At 60.4% G+C, this 13,817-nt stretch carries 17 protein-coding genes; 8 read left to right on the top strand and 9 right to left on the bottom strand.

The window, feature by feature from the left end; genetic code table 11:
• Positions 1 to 162 precede the first annotated feature (162 nt).
• Positions 163 to 987, bottom strand: a complete 825-nt coding sequence (locus AGR2A_RS14330) for a class I SAM-dependent methyltransferase (protein WP_035211706.1) — start codon at positions 985 to 987, stop codon at positions 163 to 165.
• 222 nt (positions 988 to 1,209) lie between these two features.
• Entirely contained in the window at positions 1,210 to 2,232 is a 1,023-nt protein-coding gene (locus AGR2A_RS14325) for an RluA family pseudouridine synthase (protein WP_004443388.1), read from the bottom strand.
• A 38-nt stretch (positions 2,233 to 2,270) separates the two neighbouring features.
• Between AGR2A_RS14325 and AGR2A_RS14320 the strand changes: the two genes are divergently transcribed.
• Both AGR2A_RS14320 and AGR2A_RS14315 read left to right on the top strand, forming a co-directional pair.
• Entirely contained in the window at positions 2,271 to 2,663 is a 393-nt protein-coding gene (locus tag AGR2A_RS14320) for a hypothetical protein (protein ID WP_004443384.1), read from the top strand.
• On the top strand, positions 2,653 to 3,507 hold the full coding sequence (locus AGR2A_RS14315) for a TrmH family RNA methyltransferase (RefSeq protein ID WP_072494787.1): 855 nt from the start codon (positions 2,653 to 2,655) through the stop codon (positions 3,505 to 3,507). The genes AGR2A_RS14320 and AGR2A_RS14315 overlap by 11 nt, the downstream gene beginning before the upstream one ends.
• Positions 3,508 to 3,743: 236 nt before the next feature.
• Here the strand turns inward: AGR2A_RS14315 and AGR2A_RS14305 are convergent, their stop codons facing one another.
• Both AGR2A_RS14305 and AGR2A_RS14300 read right to left on the bottom strand, forming a co-directional pair.
• Entirely contained in the window at positions 3,744 to 4,994 is a 1,251-nt protein-coding gene (locus tag AGR2A_RS14305; protein ID WP_072494786.1) for a hypothetical protein, read from the bottom strand.
• A 309-nt stretch (positions 4,995 to 5,303) separates the two neighbouring features.
• On the bottom strand, positions 5,304 to 5,900 hold the full coding sequence (locus tag AGR2A_RS14300) for a DUF1134 domain-containing protein (protein ID WP_004443378.1): 597 nt from the start codon (positions 5,898 to 5,900) through the stop codon (positions 5,304 to 5,306).
• A 252-nt stretch (positions 5,901 to 6,152) separates the two neighbouring features.
• Here AGR2A_RS14300 and chpT point away from each other — a divergent pair, with 252 nt between their 5' ends.
• The 4 genes from chpT to AGR2A_RS14285 all read left to right on the top strand — a co-directional run bounded on the left by chpT (position 6,153) and on the right by AGR2A_RS14285 (position 8,744).
• Positions 6,153 to 6,800, top strand: a complete 648-nt coding sequence (chpT, locus tag AGR2A_RS14295) for a histidine phosphotransferase ChpT (RefSeq protein WP_004443377.1) — start codon at positions 6,153 to 6,155, stop codon at positions 6,798 to 6,800.
• A gap of 84 nt (positions 6,801 to 6,884) precedes the next feature.
• Positions 6,885 to 7,412 (top strand): GNAT family N-acetyltransferase, encoded by a 528-nt coding sequence (locus AGR2A_RS14290; protein ID WP_006700334.1) that lies wholly within the window; start codon positions 6,885 to 6,887, stop codon positions 7,410 to 7,412.
• Between the two features lie 45 nt (positions 7,413 to 7,457).
• Complete coding sequence (locus AGR2A_RS30330) at positions 7,458 to 7,565, top strand: DUF6616 family protein (protein WP_312619911.1); 108 nt, start codon at positions 7,458 to 7,460, stop codon at positions 7,563 to 7,565.
• A gap of 132 nt (positions 7,566 to 7,697) precedes the next feature.
• The gene (locus tag AGR2A_RS14285) at positions 7,698 to 8,744 is read left to right on the top strand and encodes an alpha/beta hydrolase family protein (protein ID WP_072494785.1); all 1,047 of its coding nucleotides are present in this window, start codon (positions 7,698 to 7,700) and stop codon (positions 8,742 to 8,744) included.
• Positions 8,745 to 8,774: 30 nt separating this feature from the next.
• On the opposite strand, the gene AGR2A_RS14280 is transcribed toward AGR2A_RS14285, so the two are convergent.
• Both AGR2A_RS14280 and ctrA read right to left on the bottom strand, forming a co-directional pair.
• Positions 8,775 to 9,302, bottom strand: coding sequence for a GNAT family N-acetyltransferase (locus AGR2A_RS14280; RefSeq protein ID WP_072494784.1), 528 nt, complete (start codon positions 9,300 to 9,302; stop codon positions 8,775 to 8,777).
• A 121-nt stretch (positions 9,303 to 9,423) separates the two neighbouring features.
• Complete coding sequence (ctrA, locus tag AGR2A_RS14275) at positions 9,424 to 10,128, bottom strand: response regulator transcription factor CtrA (protein WP_004443365.1); 705 nt, start codon at positions 10,126 to 10,128, stop codon at positions 9,424 to 9,426.
• A gap of 482 nt (positions 10,129 to 10,610) precedes the next feature.
• Between ctrA and AGR2A_RS14270 the strand changes: the two genes are divergently transcribed.
• Complete coding sequence (locus AGR2A_RS14270) at positions 10,611 to 10,961, top strand: flagellar export protein FliJ (protein WP_003491821.1); 351 nt, start codon at positions 10,611 to 10,613, stop codon at positions 10,959 to 10,961.
• Positions 10,962 to 11,244: 283 nt separating this feature from the next.
• On the top strand, positions 11,245 to 11,448 hold the full coding sequence (locus AGR2A_RS14265) for a DUF1059 domain-containing protein (protein WP_004443364.1): 204 nt from the start codon (positions 11,245 to 11,247) through the stop codon (positions 11,446 to 11,448).
• A 237-nt stretch (positions 11,449 to 11,685) separates the two neighbouring features.
• Here AGR2A_RS14265 and AGR2A_RS14260 read toward each other — a convergent pair whose 3' ends face one another.
• The 3 genes from AGR2A_RS14260 to AGR2A_RS14250 all read right to left on the bottom strand — a co-directional run bounded on the left by AGR2A_RS14260 (position 11,686) and on the right by AGR2A_RS14250 (position 13,703).
• Positions 11,686 to 11,967 (bottom strand): GNAT family N-acetyltransferase, encoded by a 282-nt coding sequence (locus tag AGR2A_RS14260; RefSeq protein ID WP_004443362.1) that lies wholly within the window; start codon positions 11,965 to 11,967, stop codon positions 11,686 to 11,688.
• 228 nt (positions 11,968 to 12,195) lie between these two features.
• Positions 12,196 to 12,471: a CtrA inhibitor SciP gene (gene sciP, locus AGR2A_RS14255; RefSeq protein WP_003491799.1), complete on the bottom strand. Its 276-nt coding sequence runs from the start codon at positions 12,469 to 12,471 to the stop codon at positions 12,196 to 12,198.
• A 191-nt stretch (positions 12,472 to 12,662) separates the two neighbouring features.
• Positions 12,663 to 13,703 carry a DUF2793 domain-containing protein gene (locus AGR2A_RS14250; protein ID WP_080822973.1) on the bottom strand — a complete coding sequence of 347 codons (1,041 nt, stop codon included), beginning with the start codon at positions 13,701 to 13,703 and terminating at the stop codon, positions 12,663 to 12,665.
• Positions 13,704 to 13,817 lie beyond the last annotated feature (114 nt).

Genomic DNA, 13,817 nt, shown 5'->3' with positions numbered 1-13,817 from the left:
CACCCCCTTATCTATGGTCTGGAACGGCACCCTCTTTGATCGGCGAATAACCCGCCGGAGGCGCGCCGTAAGCTGCGGGTCGTTACCGACCCCGCACGAACCCACGTGACAGATATGTACGCTCACGCCGCGTTTCAAGCGAACGCTGCGTTCACACATGCGTTATGTCGAGGCGACCCCTTCTTTGACCTGTTTAACTTTCGAGCGGTAAATTCGTTCCGAAAAACCGCCAAGGCCGGAGCGCACCATCAGCTCATACATCACCCGTCGGCGCATCGGATTGTGCAGACGCACCACCTTCGCGCCGAGGAACTGCGTCTCGACATGGGCAAGCGCCTGCAGATCGGTATCTTCGGCAATCGCGCCGGCATAGGTTGCGTGAAATTCGCGGTGGCACACATAGGTCTTGTATTTCGTCATGCCGAAGCAGACGAGGCTGTGGCCGTGGGTGCGCAGGAAATCGGCGACACCCACCGTCACTTCCGGCCAGGCGGGGTTGAAGGTGTCATCGAAAACGATGATGCCGTGCGGCGCGATCACCTCCATGGCCAGTTTCGCATCGGCCAGCACGTGATGCAGGTGATGGCCACCATCGATACTGAAAAAGCGTGCCGGACCGATGCGGGACGTGATGTCGTCTGGTGTCAGCCGCGTGCTGTCGCCCTTGATGATGAGGTCCCGATCCATTGTGAAACCCAGCCGGCGGCCGTTTTCCATCAGGCGTTCATACTGGTCGAGGCTGCCGTCTTGCGGCGGGTCCAGATCGAAAAGATCGACGCCCAGCACCTTTTCCTGACTCTGCGCGAATTTGCGCAGCAGGAAATAGGAGCGACCGTAATAGACGCCGATTTCCGCGATGCCGCCACTAAGGGCGCTTTTCGTCTGCGCCTGCAGAAGTGCCTTGAAGACGAGCGCATCCGGTGGGTCGATGTAACCTTCGACGCTGCGCAGCTCCTGGAATATAAACCGGCGGTCTTTAATCGTCATGCGCACGCGATCCCGTCATCGTGCCGGCTCCGTTCAAGGCAGTTCGAACGTGCGGCGGTTCAAGGCTTTGCGAGGCAAAGGAGGTGCGAGGATTAAAGCGAAATTGGGGCGGTCTATGAAGAGGACCGTTGGCTGAATATCGCGTTCCGCTAATCTTTTTTTGTTATCCGAAGCTTCCGGCGAAATGTGCGGCGCAGTTTTTTGGAACTGCGCCAGGCGTTTTCAGGCACGCAATGCGGCGACCAAGGCTTCCATGTCTTCTGGAAGCTCGGTTTCGAACTCCATCACCTCGCCGGTGCGGGGGTGTTCGAAAGCGAGCAGATAGGCATGAAGTGCCTGGCGCGGAAAGCGCCCGACGATGCTCTTTGCCGGTTCTTCCAGAAGGTTCGCCTTGGTACGGAAGGCCGCGCCATATTCGGGATCGCCGATCAGCGGATGGCCGATATGGGCCATGTGCACGCGGATCTGGTGGGTGCGGCCCGTTTCGAGACGGCATTCCACCATCGAGGCGAGACAGGTGGCGTCCGGCCGCTCGTGATAACGCTCGACTACCTCGTAATGGGTGATTGCCTCGCGGGCATCATCCGAATCCTCGTGCTTGACGGCGCGTTTGGTGCGGTCGACGCTGCGGCCGAGCGCTGCGTCGATGGTGCCACGCAGCGTGCGCGGGCGGCCCCAGACGATGGCCTTGTAGGCGCGTTCCAGCGGCCCGGTGCGGCCATGGTCGGCAAATTGTGCGGCCAGATGCCGGTGGGCGTTGTCGTTCTTCGCAACGACCATGACACCTGACGTTTCCTTGTCCAGCCGGTGTACGATGCCCGGGCGCTTGACGCCGCCAATGCCGGAGAGGCTGTCGCCGCAATGATGAATGAGGGCGTTGACCAGCGTTCCTGTCCAGTTGCCGGCGCCGGGATGCACGACGAGGCCGGCGGGCTTGACGAGCACGATCAGGTCTTCATCCTCATATTCCACGTTGAGGGGAATGTCCTCGCCCTTGGGTTCCGGGTCTTCCGGCTCGGGCATGACGATCTCGATACGGTCGCCGGGATGCACCTTCTTTTTCGGCTCGGTCACCGGCTTGCCGTTGAGGGAAACCGCGCCCTGTTCGATCAGCGCCTTCAGGCGGCTGCGGGAGAAGTCGCTGCCCACTTCGCCCGCCAGCCAGGAATCGAGGCGGCCTTCGGCGTCTTCCCCGGCAATCAGGACTTTCCTTGCGTCTCCGCCTTGTTTAAAGGGGTCGTTCATTCTTATTTTTCCGATCCATCAGCATTTCAGGGAACCCGATGACGCAGATCGAGCAAGACGAACAGGAAGACAAGCCGCTTGATCCGGCCATGGAAAAAGTTCGCCGCAAGATGATCCGTTTGCAGATCGTGTCGGGCTCCGTGATGTTTATCAGCCTTATGGCTGTCTTCGGTGCGGTTGTCTACAAGGCGATGGGGCCGTCGAAGGCCGTTCAGACGCAGACGGAAGCGCCGAACCTCGCCGTTCCCACTGGTAGTGGCCCGATGGCCGTCACCGCCAGCCTGCCGCAGGGCTTCACGATCGACAATGTCAGCTATTCTGGCGGTGACATGCTGTTTTACGGCCGGCTGGCCAACGGCACGCGCAAGGCGCTGGTCTTCAACGTCGCCAGCGGCCGGTTCCTGGCCGACGTGACTGTTGATGGCCAGTGAGGTCAATAACCTGCCGGATGGCCGGGCGCTGATCTCGATCGACGACCCGGCCGATCCGCGCATTGCCGCCTTTCGCGATATTCGCGAGCGTGATCTCACCGGCCGGCAGGGGCGTTTCATCGCCGAAGGTACGGTGGTGCTGCGCATGCTGGCCGCCGCCCACAAGGCGGGTGGGGCCTTTGCGGCGGAGAGCATCCTGATCCTGCGCAACCGGCTTTCCGGCGTTGCGGATATTCTTTCCGATTTCCCCGAAGATGTGCCCGTTTATGTGGCCGAAGCGCCGGTGCTGGATGGTATCGTCGGTTTCCACCTGCATCGTGGCATTCTGGCGCTCGGGCGGCGGGTGCGCGATGACGGCCTGGAAGAGATGACGGCAGCACTTCCCGCGTCCTCCCTGGTGCTCGTCGGCTGCGGCATTTCCAACCACGATAATCTCGGCGCGATGTTTCGCAACGCCGCAGCCTTTTATGCCGATGCGGTGCTGCTGGACGAGACGTGCTGCGACCCGCTCTATCGCAAGGCGCTGCGGGTTTCCGTGGGGTCGGTGCTGTCGGTTCCCTATCATCGCGGCGGCGGGGCAGTGGAGATGCTGGAGCGGCTCGCGGCAACCGGTTTTGCGATCTGGAGCCTTTCGCCCGGTGGCGAGACCGAAATCCGCGATATTCCCCGCGCTGAACGCATGGCGCTCGTCATCGGCACGGAAGGTGAGGGGTTGCCGCAATCGGTGCTGTCGCGGTTTCATACGGCGCGGATTGCGCAGTCGCCGCAGCTGGATAGCTTGAATGCCGGGACGGCTTCGGGGCTGGCGCTTTATCAGATGGCGGGGGTGATCGGGCGGGTGTGAGGAGTGCTTAACGCCATCTTTGCGGATGAAGTTTACGCTTGCCTTGGTGGGTGGGGTTTACCCCCCTCTGTCCTGCCGGACATCTCCCCCACAAGGAGGGAGATCGGCAAGATGCGCTATCGCCACTTCATTCTCTAACGTTGATATCGGCAAAACCTTGCCGCATATCGATCTCCCCACCTGTGGGGGAGATGCCCGGCAGGGCAGAGGGGGGTGAAGCGGCATACACAGAGTACCTAACGCTTCCGCTTCTCCATCACCACCTTCGCCCGCTTCGCAAGGCTCTCCCGCCCCGATGAACCAGACGCCTTGGCCAGCAGCCCCGGAATAGGCGATGCCTCACCCTCCTGCGCGGCTGTCAGCGCGATCATCTCGGCGGCGATCCTCGCGATTTCGCGGCGGATGGGCTCGTCATTGCCGGTACCACGCACATTCAACAGGCGCTCGGTGAGCGCTGTGCCCTGATTGCGGATATCCTCGATTTCCTGTTCCAGACCTTCCGGTGCCGATGCGCCCGGCTGTGCGCCGGGCTCCTCCGGCGGGGAGGCGGGGGCGGCATCCTCTGGGGCTGCCGTCTGTTGTGCGTCCGTCTCGATGGCGGGCGCGGTTTCGAGCGTGGCGGCGTGGGCCGGCGCTGCGGCTTGCTGCCGCTCAACCGGCTTTTCGACGGGAACAGCGGGGTTCGGCAGGCGGATGATCATGTCGTTGCTGCGGCCGCCGGTTGCGGCCAACTGTTCCTTGAGGCGCGCGACCTCCTGGTTGCGCAGGGTCAGCATCGTGTCGAGGTCGGCGTTTTTGGCGATGGTGCTGGCCAGTTGCTCCTCAAGCCTCGTTACCTTGCGGCTTTCGCGCGCCACGGCTTCCATCGCTTCCCGGTTGCGGCTGGCGATATCCTGAAGCTCGCGGGTGACGGTCTCGCCTTCCTTTCGGAAGCGTGTGGCGCTTTGTTTGGCCTGTTCGGCTTCGAGATCGCGGGTGGCGGCGAGGATTTTCGAATCATCAAGTTCGCGCGTCAGGTTGGTGAGGCGGGCGGTGAGATCGGACATCTGGCTGGCGCGCTCATTGGCAGCCTGCTCCTGCTGCAGGAGGTTGGCCTGGATGATGCCGGCGCGCTCTTCGCTGGCGTCAAGTGCGGCGCGCAATTCGCCGATCTCCAGCGTCAGCTCTTCGATCTTCAGGGAAAAGCTGCGGTTCTGCTCGCCGAGGCGATAGGCATCGCTGGAAGCGGCCTCGTTGGCGAGGCGGAGCGAGGTGTTCTTTTCCCGCTCCGTTTCCAGTTCCTGGCGGACCTTGGCGTTTTCGGCGGCGTAGAGCGCACGCGCCATGTCCTTCTGGGCGCGGACTTCCTGCGGGCTGATGGGCATTGTCGCGCGTATGCGGTTTTCCGTATAAGCGACGATGCGGCGGTGGATCGCAGGTGCGATCAACAGGGCCAGCAGGGTTGCGGTGAGAAAACCCAATCCGAAGAGAATGGCATATTCGATCACGCTTTACAGTCTCCGAAACTCAGATACGCGCGCATTCGGAAAGAGGGGCGCGAAAACACGTTACGCTATTATTGCAACCGTGGGGAGGGGTTTCCCTTTGGCAATTCGTGGGCGGGACCTTGCCGCTTGTTTCTTCTCCCCGAGGGGGAGAGGTCCGCGGCAGCGGGATGAGGGGCGAGGGTTATGAGATACGGCAAGGTTGCCCGCTCATCCGACCCTTCGGGCCACCTTCTCCCCGGCGGGGAGAAGAAAGCTGCCGCAATGCCTCATCCTATAGACTACCGTTAGCTCCGGTTAGGCCTCAGCGAATCAGAAGGGGTTCCAGGTCGGCTGCTGGGTGAGCTTCAGGTAACCGACATTGATGCCGAGGCGTGCGCCGATGCCGGTGCGGATGGGGGCGAGCGTGACTTCGCTGCTTTTCAGATAGGTCATGCCGACGCCGGCGACGATGAAAGCGGAGCCGCTGACGCCGCCGTAACGGCGATAGAGCGAATCAACCGAGGGCAGATTGTAGACCAGCATCATGGCGCGGGTGCCCTGGCCGCCGTAATCGAGGCCGAGCGACGGTCCCTGCCAGAAGACGGGGTGCTGGCCGGCATTCTTGGTGTAAAGCGTGCCCTCGCCATAGGTGAGGCCGGCAACGAAGGCGCCGGAGCCCTCCTGGCCGAGAATGTAACCGTTCGGAAGACCGTATTGCTGGAAGGCGCGCTCCACCACCTTGGCAAGGCCGCCGGTGGTTTCGCCGAAGAATCCGTGGCCTGCATCCACGACTTCCTGGAAAGAATATTGATCGCTGTTCTGGGCCGCGGCCGGTGCGACCCATATCAGCAGGCTCGCGAGGAGCGCGACGATCTTTCCCAGTCCGAGGCGTGCAATGGTGCGGGTTTTCTTAAGGCGCATCGTCATGTCCGTCCGTCTGTTTCGTTAGCGCGTCGGTTCGAAAATCCGAATCGGTTTTTCGAAAGGGCCGACGCGCAGAGTCAAAGTTCTACAGCATGTTTCGCGCATCCTGACGGATACACGGGGCTCCAGTGTGGCCTGTTAAGGCATTTGGCATTTTGAAACCATCCTATTAACAATCGGTTTACCAAATATGGTGTCATTATGGCTTAACAATTTCCACACCGTCCGCGCCTCCCTTGCGCAGGAGAGAATTTTATGACCAGCAAACTCAATATCACGCTGTCCGGTCCCGATCTGGCGGCTCTTCTGTGCAGCCGTGTGTGCCATGATGTGATTTCTCCTGTCGGCGCCATCAATAACGGCCTCGAACTGCTGGACGAGGGCGGCACGGATGACGATGCGCTCGATCTCATCCGCACGTCAGCCCTTAACGCATCCGTGCGGCTGAAGTTCGCCCGCCTTGCTTTCGGTGCTTCCGGTTCCGCCGGCGCGTCGATCGATACCGGCGAGGCCGAAAAGGCCGCCAAGGATTTTGCAGAGGCCGAAAAGAAGGCGGAAGTCAGCTGGAACGGCCCGCGCGCCATCGTTGCCAAGAACCGCGTCAAGCTTCTGCTCAACCTCTTCCTCGTGGCCTATGGCGCGATACCGCGCGGTGGCAATGTGGATGTGCTGCTTGAAAACCCCGATGGCGACGCCAAGTTCGAAATCACCGTCAAGGGCCGGATGATGCGCGTGCCGGGCAAGTTCGTGGAAATCTACGAGGGCAGGCTGGAAGAGGCGGTCGACGCCCATTCCGTTCAGCCCTATTACACGCTGCTTCTGGCCGAGGAGGCCAATATGACGGTGGAATACAAGGTGCATGACGATCGTATCGTCTTCACGGCAAAGACGATCGCGGCGTGATCGTTTCAATGCGACAGTGATGCCATCAGGGGTCGGGCCGGTTTTGCCAGCGCCCGGCCCTTTTTCGTTTCCAGGGGAGGTCTCATGATTCGTGTCGAAACCGCGCGTCTTTGTCTTCGGCCGCATGCCATCGAGGACGAAGCGCGTTATTGCGCTTTCTGGAGCGCGGCCGTTCAACCCATTCCGGGGGTGAACTCAATAGCGCCGCTCGACCCCGAACTCGCTTTCGCGCGGCTTTTGCGTTTCATCGGCCACTGGTCCGTCTTCGGTTTCGGGCCCTTCGTGGTCGAGGAACTGTCCACGGGACGAATCGTTGGTGAGGTGGGTCTCGCCCATATGCGCCGCGGACATGGCGCGGATTTCGACACCGCACCGGAGGCCATGTGGAAGATCGACAGGGATCTGACGGGCAAGGGCGTGGCGAGCGAAGCCGTGCAGGCCGCGCTTGGCTGGTTCGACACGCAGGGCATATCGAACCGGATCGTGTGCATGATCGATCCGCTCAACGTACCCTCCCTCGCAATCGCCACCCGCTTCGGCTTCCGCCCTTTCCGGGAGACGACCTTCCGGGAAAGCCCCGTGCGGCTTTTCGAGCGGATCAGGACACCCTAACTCCACGACGTCCAAAGCGCGGACAAAGGGCTTTGACTCATAGTAGTGGAGGCAACCGCCGAGAGCGGCTGGCACGACTACTTCGATACGGTGAATTCGGGCGGGGAGGGTGTCGGCATGACAGGCCATCTCCAGCAGCTTGCAGCGATCTGATCCGTCACGTGAACTTGGCCGTTGCCGCGACGGCCTCGATCACGATCGAGCACGACGACGAGCGCGTTCAAGGTCTCTACAGCAATCGGATAAGCCAATCTTTTCTCCGTCCAGACCAACGGAGAGACAAATATGCGCATACTGACACTAGCTGCAATGCTCCTTTTCGCGCTGACCGCAAGCGTGACCGCCAAAGAGGCCATAGGTTTCAAACAGATTGAGTTGCCGGCCGATCAAGGCGGAAAAACTCTCGCAGTTTCAATGTGGTATCCAACCACGTCTTCCGGGAAAGCGGAGACTGTCGGCGAGAACGCCATATTTTTCGGGCTTGATGTTCTCCGGGACGCCTCCCGTGCCCCGGGTTCTCACCCGCTAGTCCTGCTGTCCCATGGTTACGGCGGCAGCTGGCGCAACCTCAACTGGCTTGCGGGTGAACTGGTGCATGATGGTTATGTCGTCGCCGCACCCGATCATGCTGGCGAAGATTTCGAGGCGCAGAAGGAAAACGAGGTGGTGGTACTTTGGGAAAGGCCACGCGCCATCAGTACGGTCCTGACAGCGCTCCTCAAAGATGAGGCGCTTGCCGGGCGCATCGACAGTCGGCGCATCGCAGTCATCGGCCATTCGCTCGGCGGCTGGACCGCGATGGAACTCGCAGGCGCAAGATATAGTGCCGATCTGGCTCTTGAAGGTTGCGATGTGACGCCGCTGCCGCCGCAATGCAAAGCCAACCGGCTCTTAAGCAAGGTGGGAATTATTGGTGGTGGAAAGGCCGATCCGCGCCTCTCAATGAGCAGGTATGATAACCGTATTCGCGCTGTCGTTTCGCTTGATCTGGGCCCGGCTGCGGGCTTTCTGCCTGAGACGTTGCGACAGGTGGACGTTCCGGTTCTGGTGATGGCCGCTGGCGTGGAAACGCCGGAGATTGCGGCGATCAAAGCCGATTCAGACCGTGTCGCCGCTCTTCTGCCAAAGGCGACGACCACCTATCATGTGATACCGGACGCCACCCATTTGAGTTTCATGCAGATATGCAAGGAAGATGGCGAAAAACGCCTGCTGGAAGAATCGCCCGATGAAGCATTCATATGCCGCAGCGGTGGCGGAAGAGACAGGGCGGCACTGCATCAGGAGATCCGTGGTGCAGTCACGACCTTTCTGCGTGACGCTTTAAAATAAAGACGGGCCGCATAAATGCGGCTCTATCGATCACGTCCTTGCATGCCGATCCCTTCGCACATCATGGCGATAGACCAGATCTGATGGCAGCGGGCGCGGCGCGACAGGGTCCAGCACTCCGCCGATTCGCTCCGCAACGGCCGCGGATTGGCGGTTGCCTGCGCTGACATAGCTGACGAGGGTTGGAAGCTTCAGCGTATCGAAGGCCCAGTCCCGCAGCGCCATTGCGGCTTCCGCCGCATAACCCCTGCCTTCATGACCGTCGTAAAGCAGCCAGCCCAGTTCCTTCTCGGGATAGAGGGGGCCGTGATTGATGCCGACCTGACCGATGCATTCGCCGCTCTCGGCGAGATCGATCATCAGCGCGCCGTGACCGAAGAACGACCACAATGCCCTGTCCTGACAGAACATGGCCCATGCGGCGGCAAGATCATGCGGTCCGGCGACGCCGGTGGAGCGCGGGGACGCCATGAAATCACGATAGGCCGGGAAATCGTCCAGTCGCGGTGGGCGAAGGTTAAGGCGATTTGTCACGAGGGTGGGGATCGTGTCCGTCATTTATTGTCCTCTCGCGCCTCCGCCTGAGCGGGACGCCGTTGCCGACCTGCCGCGACCCGCAGTCAACAAAAAACCCGCCGTTTCCAGCGGGTCTTCTAAAACAGCCCTGTTCGAGCAGGAATCAGGCGGTTTCGAGATATTCCGTCGAGCCATCCGGCTCGCGCAGGACATAACCGCGGCCCCAGACGGTTTCGATGTAGTTCGCGCCGCCGGCGGCGTTTGCCAGCTTCTTGCGCAGCTTGCAGATGAAGACGTCGATGATCTTCAGTTCCGGCTCGTCCATGCCGCCATAAAGGTGGTTCAGGAACATTTCCTTGGTCAGCGTCGTGCCCTTGCGCAGCGAAAGCAGCTCAAGCATCTGATATTCCTTGCCGGTCAGGTGAACGCGCTGGCCGCCCACTTCAACCGTCTTGGCATCGAGATTGACGATCAGCTCGCCGGTGGAGATGACCGACTGCGCATGGCCCTTGGAACGGCGGACGATTGCGTGAATGCGGGCAACAAGCTCGTCCTTGTGGAACGGCTTCGTCATGTAATCGTCTGCGCCAAAGCCGAGGCCGCGAACCTTGTCCTCAATGCCGGCCATGCCGGACAGGATGAGGATCGGCGTCTTGACCTTGGAAAGCCGAAGCGTTCTCAGCACCTCGTAACCCGACATGTCGGGGAGGTTAAGGTCGAGAAGAATAATGTCGTAGTCGTAAAGCTTGCCAAGGTCCACGCCTTCCTCACCGAGGTCGGTCGTGTAAACGTTAAAGCTTTCCGACTTCAGCATCAGTTCAATGCTCTGCGCTGTCGCGCTGTCGTCTTCAATCAGTAGAACCCGCATAATTATCCCCTTTGCCGCCCGCGAACCGGTAAAACATTGCCTCGCGCGATGCGGATCCAGACGTTGCCTGATTTGCAGGCTGCCACCAAATGGTTAACAAATTCTAATTGCCTTTGGCAAGGTGTATCGAATTTATTAAGCAAACTAGGCATTTCGCTGTTTTTGCACGTGAATCCACCATCGCCAAAATTGAAGCTTAACGTGAGGATTTCCCGCTAAGTGATTCAATCGACTCTTACATCGTCTGGCCCATTTTTTTGGACCTGGCATTTACCGACCCTTAAATGATCGTGTTTATCATTAACGATGCCCGTAAACGAAAGGTTAACGGCGGCGGTTTTTTATTAACGCCGGGTAACTTTCGGGAATCATTCCGGCACAACGGGTTAACCCGGCCGGTTGAAAGGGCGGGTTAAACGGGCCGGTCGAGGGGGCATAGTGCCCTTTTTGATCCGGGTCTCGCTATCCATGGAGTATTGCGTATGAAGTCGCGTGACAGCCTGGTTCGCCTGAAGGAATTTCAGGTCAATGAAAAACGCAGGCAGCTTAACCAGCTGCAGCAGATGATGTCCGAATTCGAGCGGATGGCAAAGGAACTGGTGCATCAGATCTCTCTGGAAGAGAGCAAGTCGGGCATTACCGATCCGACGCATTTCGCCTATCCGACCTTCGCCAAGGCCGCGCGCCAGCGGGCGGATAATCTTCAGGTTTCCATCCGGGAACTGAAGGCCCAGCAGGAGGCCGCCGAGGCATCGCTGGAAGAGGTGCAGGCCGAATATGAAAAGGCCGCCGCACTGGAAAACCGCGACGGAGCCATCCGCGCCCGCGCCTGACAGGTGGCGCAGAACTGACGAACCTCGTCCTCATTGACGGCTGCCGGTGGATCAGGAGGCGGCTTTCAATGACGGGACGACATGCTTTTTTTCGAAAGGCCGCTCCATCAGGGCGGCCTTTTGCCTTGCTGCTTCGCCAGCGCGCCACGACGGGGCGGCCGCCCCGATTTCGATTGTCCGGACATGCGGAAAGGCGTATTTTACAGGGGTTCCGACCGTGAGCCGGAGGCTTTTACGCGCACGCACCCGTGCGGGTGCGGGCGGCCATTGCAGGGAGGAAAAAATGGCCCGCCAATATATCGATTGCCGTGAATTTCCCAGTGACAGCAGATGCACCGTTGCCATTTCGGCCGATTCCCAGGAGGAGCTGATGGAGGCGGCCGTGCAGCATGCCGTGGCCGTGCACGGCGCAAAGGATACGCTCGAATTCCGGGAAGAGGTCCGCCGGAGCATGCATGCCGGGACCCCACCGTTGAAGGTGGCGTGACACGCATTTATGAAATGACGCGATATTTGCAACGGCTGTGAGCGATTAAGCGTAAGCCGCTTTTTTCTTCTCCCCGCCGGGGAGAAGTTCGCGGCAGCGGGACGAGGGGGCAAGTTCTCCGCATATTACTGGCGTTTCCCCCTCATCCGACCCTTCGGGCTACCTTCTCCCCGGTGGGGAGAAGAAATATGCCGCGACGCTTGCGACTTCTGCCCTCAGACAGAGGATAAAGCGCGCTTAGCCCTGGATAACATCGGCCCAGTCTGGATGGCGCAGGGTCTGGGCCTTGAAGAAGGGGCAGAGCGGAATGATCTTCCAGCCGCCCTTGCGGGCTTCATCGATGGCGTGGGCGGCAAGTGCCTGGCCGACGCCTTTGCCGCGAAGCGCATCGGGCACGCCGGTATGATCGATGATGATGAGGGAAGGGGAGGTGCGGGAATAGGTCATTTCCGCCGTATGGCCGTCGACGGTTGCGAGATATTCGCCGCGCGATCCGGTTTCGGTTGTCTTGATATCCATTATCTCTGCCTTCCCATTGCTGTTCGTATCTCCACTGTAGCGGCTTGCGCCCGAATTGAAACAGCGGGATAGCGAACGCAGCGGACACAAACCGGTGACAATCTCTCACCGTCAGCAGGCATGGTTCTGAATGAAAAATCCGAAATCAAACCGAAAGCCCCGTCGATAAACTGACGGGGCGTTTTGAAAATCCGGCGTTGGGCGCCTTTGGCGCGCCGGCGCACTTTCTCAGTGGCGGTATTGCTGAATGCGCGTGGTGCGCAGGCCGGCAAGGCCATGATCGGCAATCGAGGACTGCCAGGACAGGAATTCTTCAACGGTGAGCGTATAACGCTCGCAGGCCTCTTCGAGGCTCAACAGTCCACCGCGCACGGCGGCAACAACCTCTGCCTTTCTGCGAATGACCCAGCGCCGGGTATTGGCAGGCGGAAGATCCGCAATCGTCAGAGGGCTGCCATCGGGGCCGATGACATATTTAACTCGTGGGCGTATCATTTCGGTCATTGGACACTCTATACAAACTCAAGACCATATGACGGGAACTTTAGCCCCGTACCTTTAAAAATTGCCTAAGCAGCTCGTGACAATTTATTAAGAATTTGAACGGTTTCGCCTGATTTGTTCGAGTCGCCTTATTTTGTCGGGGAAAAATTTTTCCAAAAATCGCAATTTTTCTCTCTCATCGGTTGTCCAGATCAGATCCACGCAAGCGAAAGGCACGTTTTGCCGTTGCCCTGGGTCAATTCCACCGTTCCCTCATGATGCAGCCGCAGGCGGTCGCCGGCATCGAGGCGAAGGAAGGCGGTTGCCGACTGCGACGTGCCTGAGTCTGACACATTGCCCGCGATGCCGAAATCGGCCGCCGCGCCGTTGATCAACAGCGTCACCCGGTGGCCGGAAGACGAGACCACGGCAAGCGTCAATATGGCCAGATAGAGGCCTTTCGCTGGCACCACCAGGTCGCGCCCACCACCACTTGCCGCATCACCGAGGGCAAAGCCGCCCTCAGCGACGGAGAGCACGGAAAAACCGGCGGCAGAGCCATTGGCCGGCTTCGTCGTGCCCGCCGGCAGGCCAGCGACGGCGAGCGGGCGGTTGGGCATCGAGACGCGACCATCGCCGCTGCAGACTATGGCGGTGTGCCATGAGGTCCCGTCCGTGCTGGCCTTGATCGAAAACCCGTCATTTCCGGCCAGGCCCATTTCCGCGCGGCCGCTCCAGCCGGACTGGAACAGCAATGAGGCTGTATCGGCCCCGCCCGCCTTGTTGATCGTCATGCGGTGGCTGCCGTCATCCTGCGCGTGGGTGAATAGGCTGGCGGGGGAGGCGAGCGCCAGCCGGTTGACGGCATCGGCCTCCGTGCCGATTCCCATGCTTTCCAGCCGACCGGTGGCCGGCAGTGGCAGGTCACGCCAGCCGCCGTCGCGCAGGACGCGATATCTGCTTTCGGCCGCAAACCATGCCGTCCAGCCGGGCTGCGGTGTGATCGAGAGCCACGCGCCATCCTGCCGGAAGGCGAACCTGCCGCCCTTGCCGGCCCAATCGCCGGTAGCGTCGGCGGAGAGGAGGAAACAATCTCCCTCGGCGGCGTTTTCGGGCGGTGCGGCAACCACAGCCTTGACGACCAGCTGCACGATCGCGTCGAGCCGTTGCAGCGCCTCGTTGTGGGTGACGTGTTTCTGCGCCTGCGAGGGGAGGATATAGGGAAGCTGAAGTCTCGCCGTCTGTTCGGTCATGATGTGCCTTCCGCGCTGCGGTGTTTCGTTGCGGGGGCATTGTGAGGTGGTGGCGTGGGGTGGGGATGAGCGGGGGTCGGATTATTTTTTGGGGGCCTTGGTGTGTGTGGCTTT

This window comes from Agrobacterium genomosp. 2 str. CFBP 5494 (assembly GCF_900013495.1).
GTDB classification, from domain to species: Bacteria; Pseudomonadota; Alphaproteobacteria; order Rhizobiales; family Rhizobiaceae; genus Agrobacterium; species Agrobacterium pusense.
Note: the sequence above shows the minus strand (reverse complement) of the source record. Positions and strands in the feature narration are given on the sequence as shown.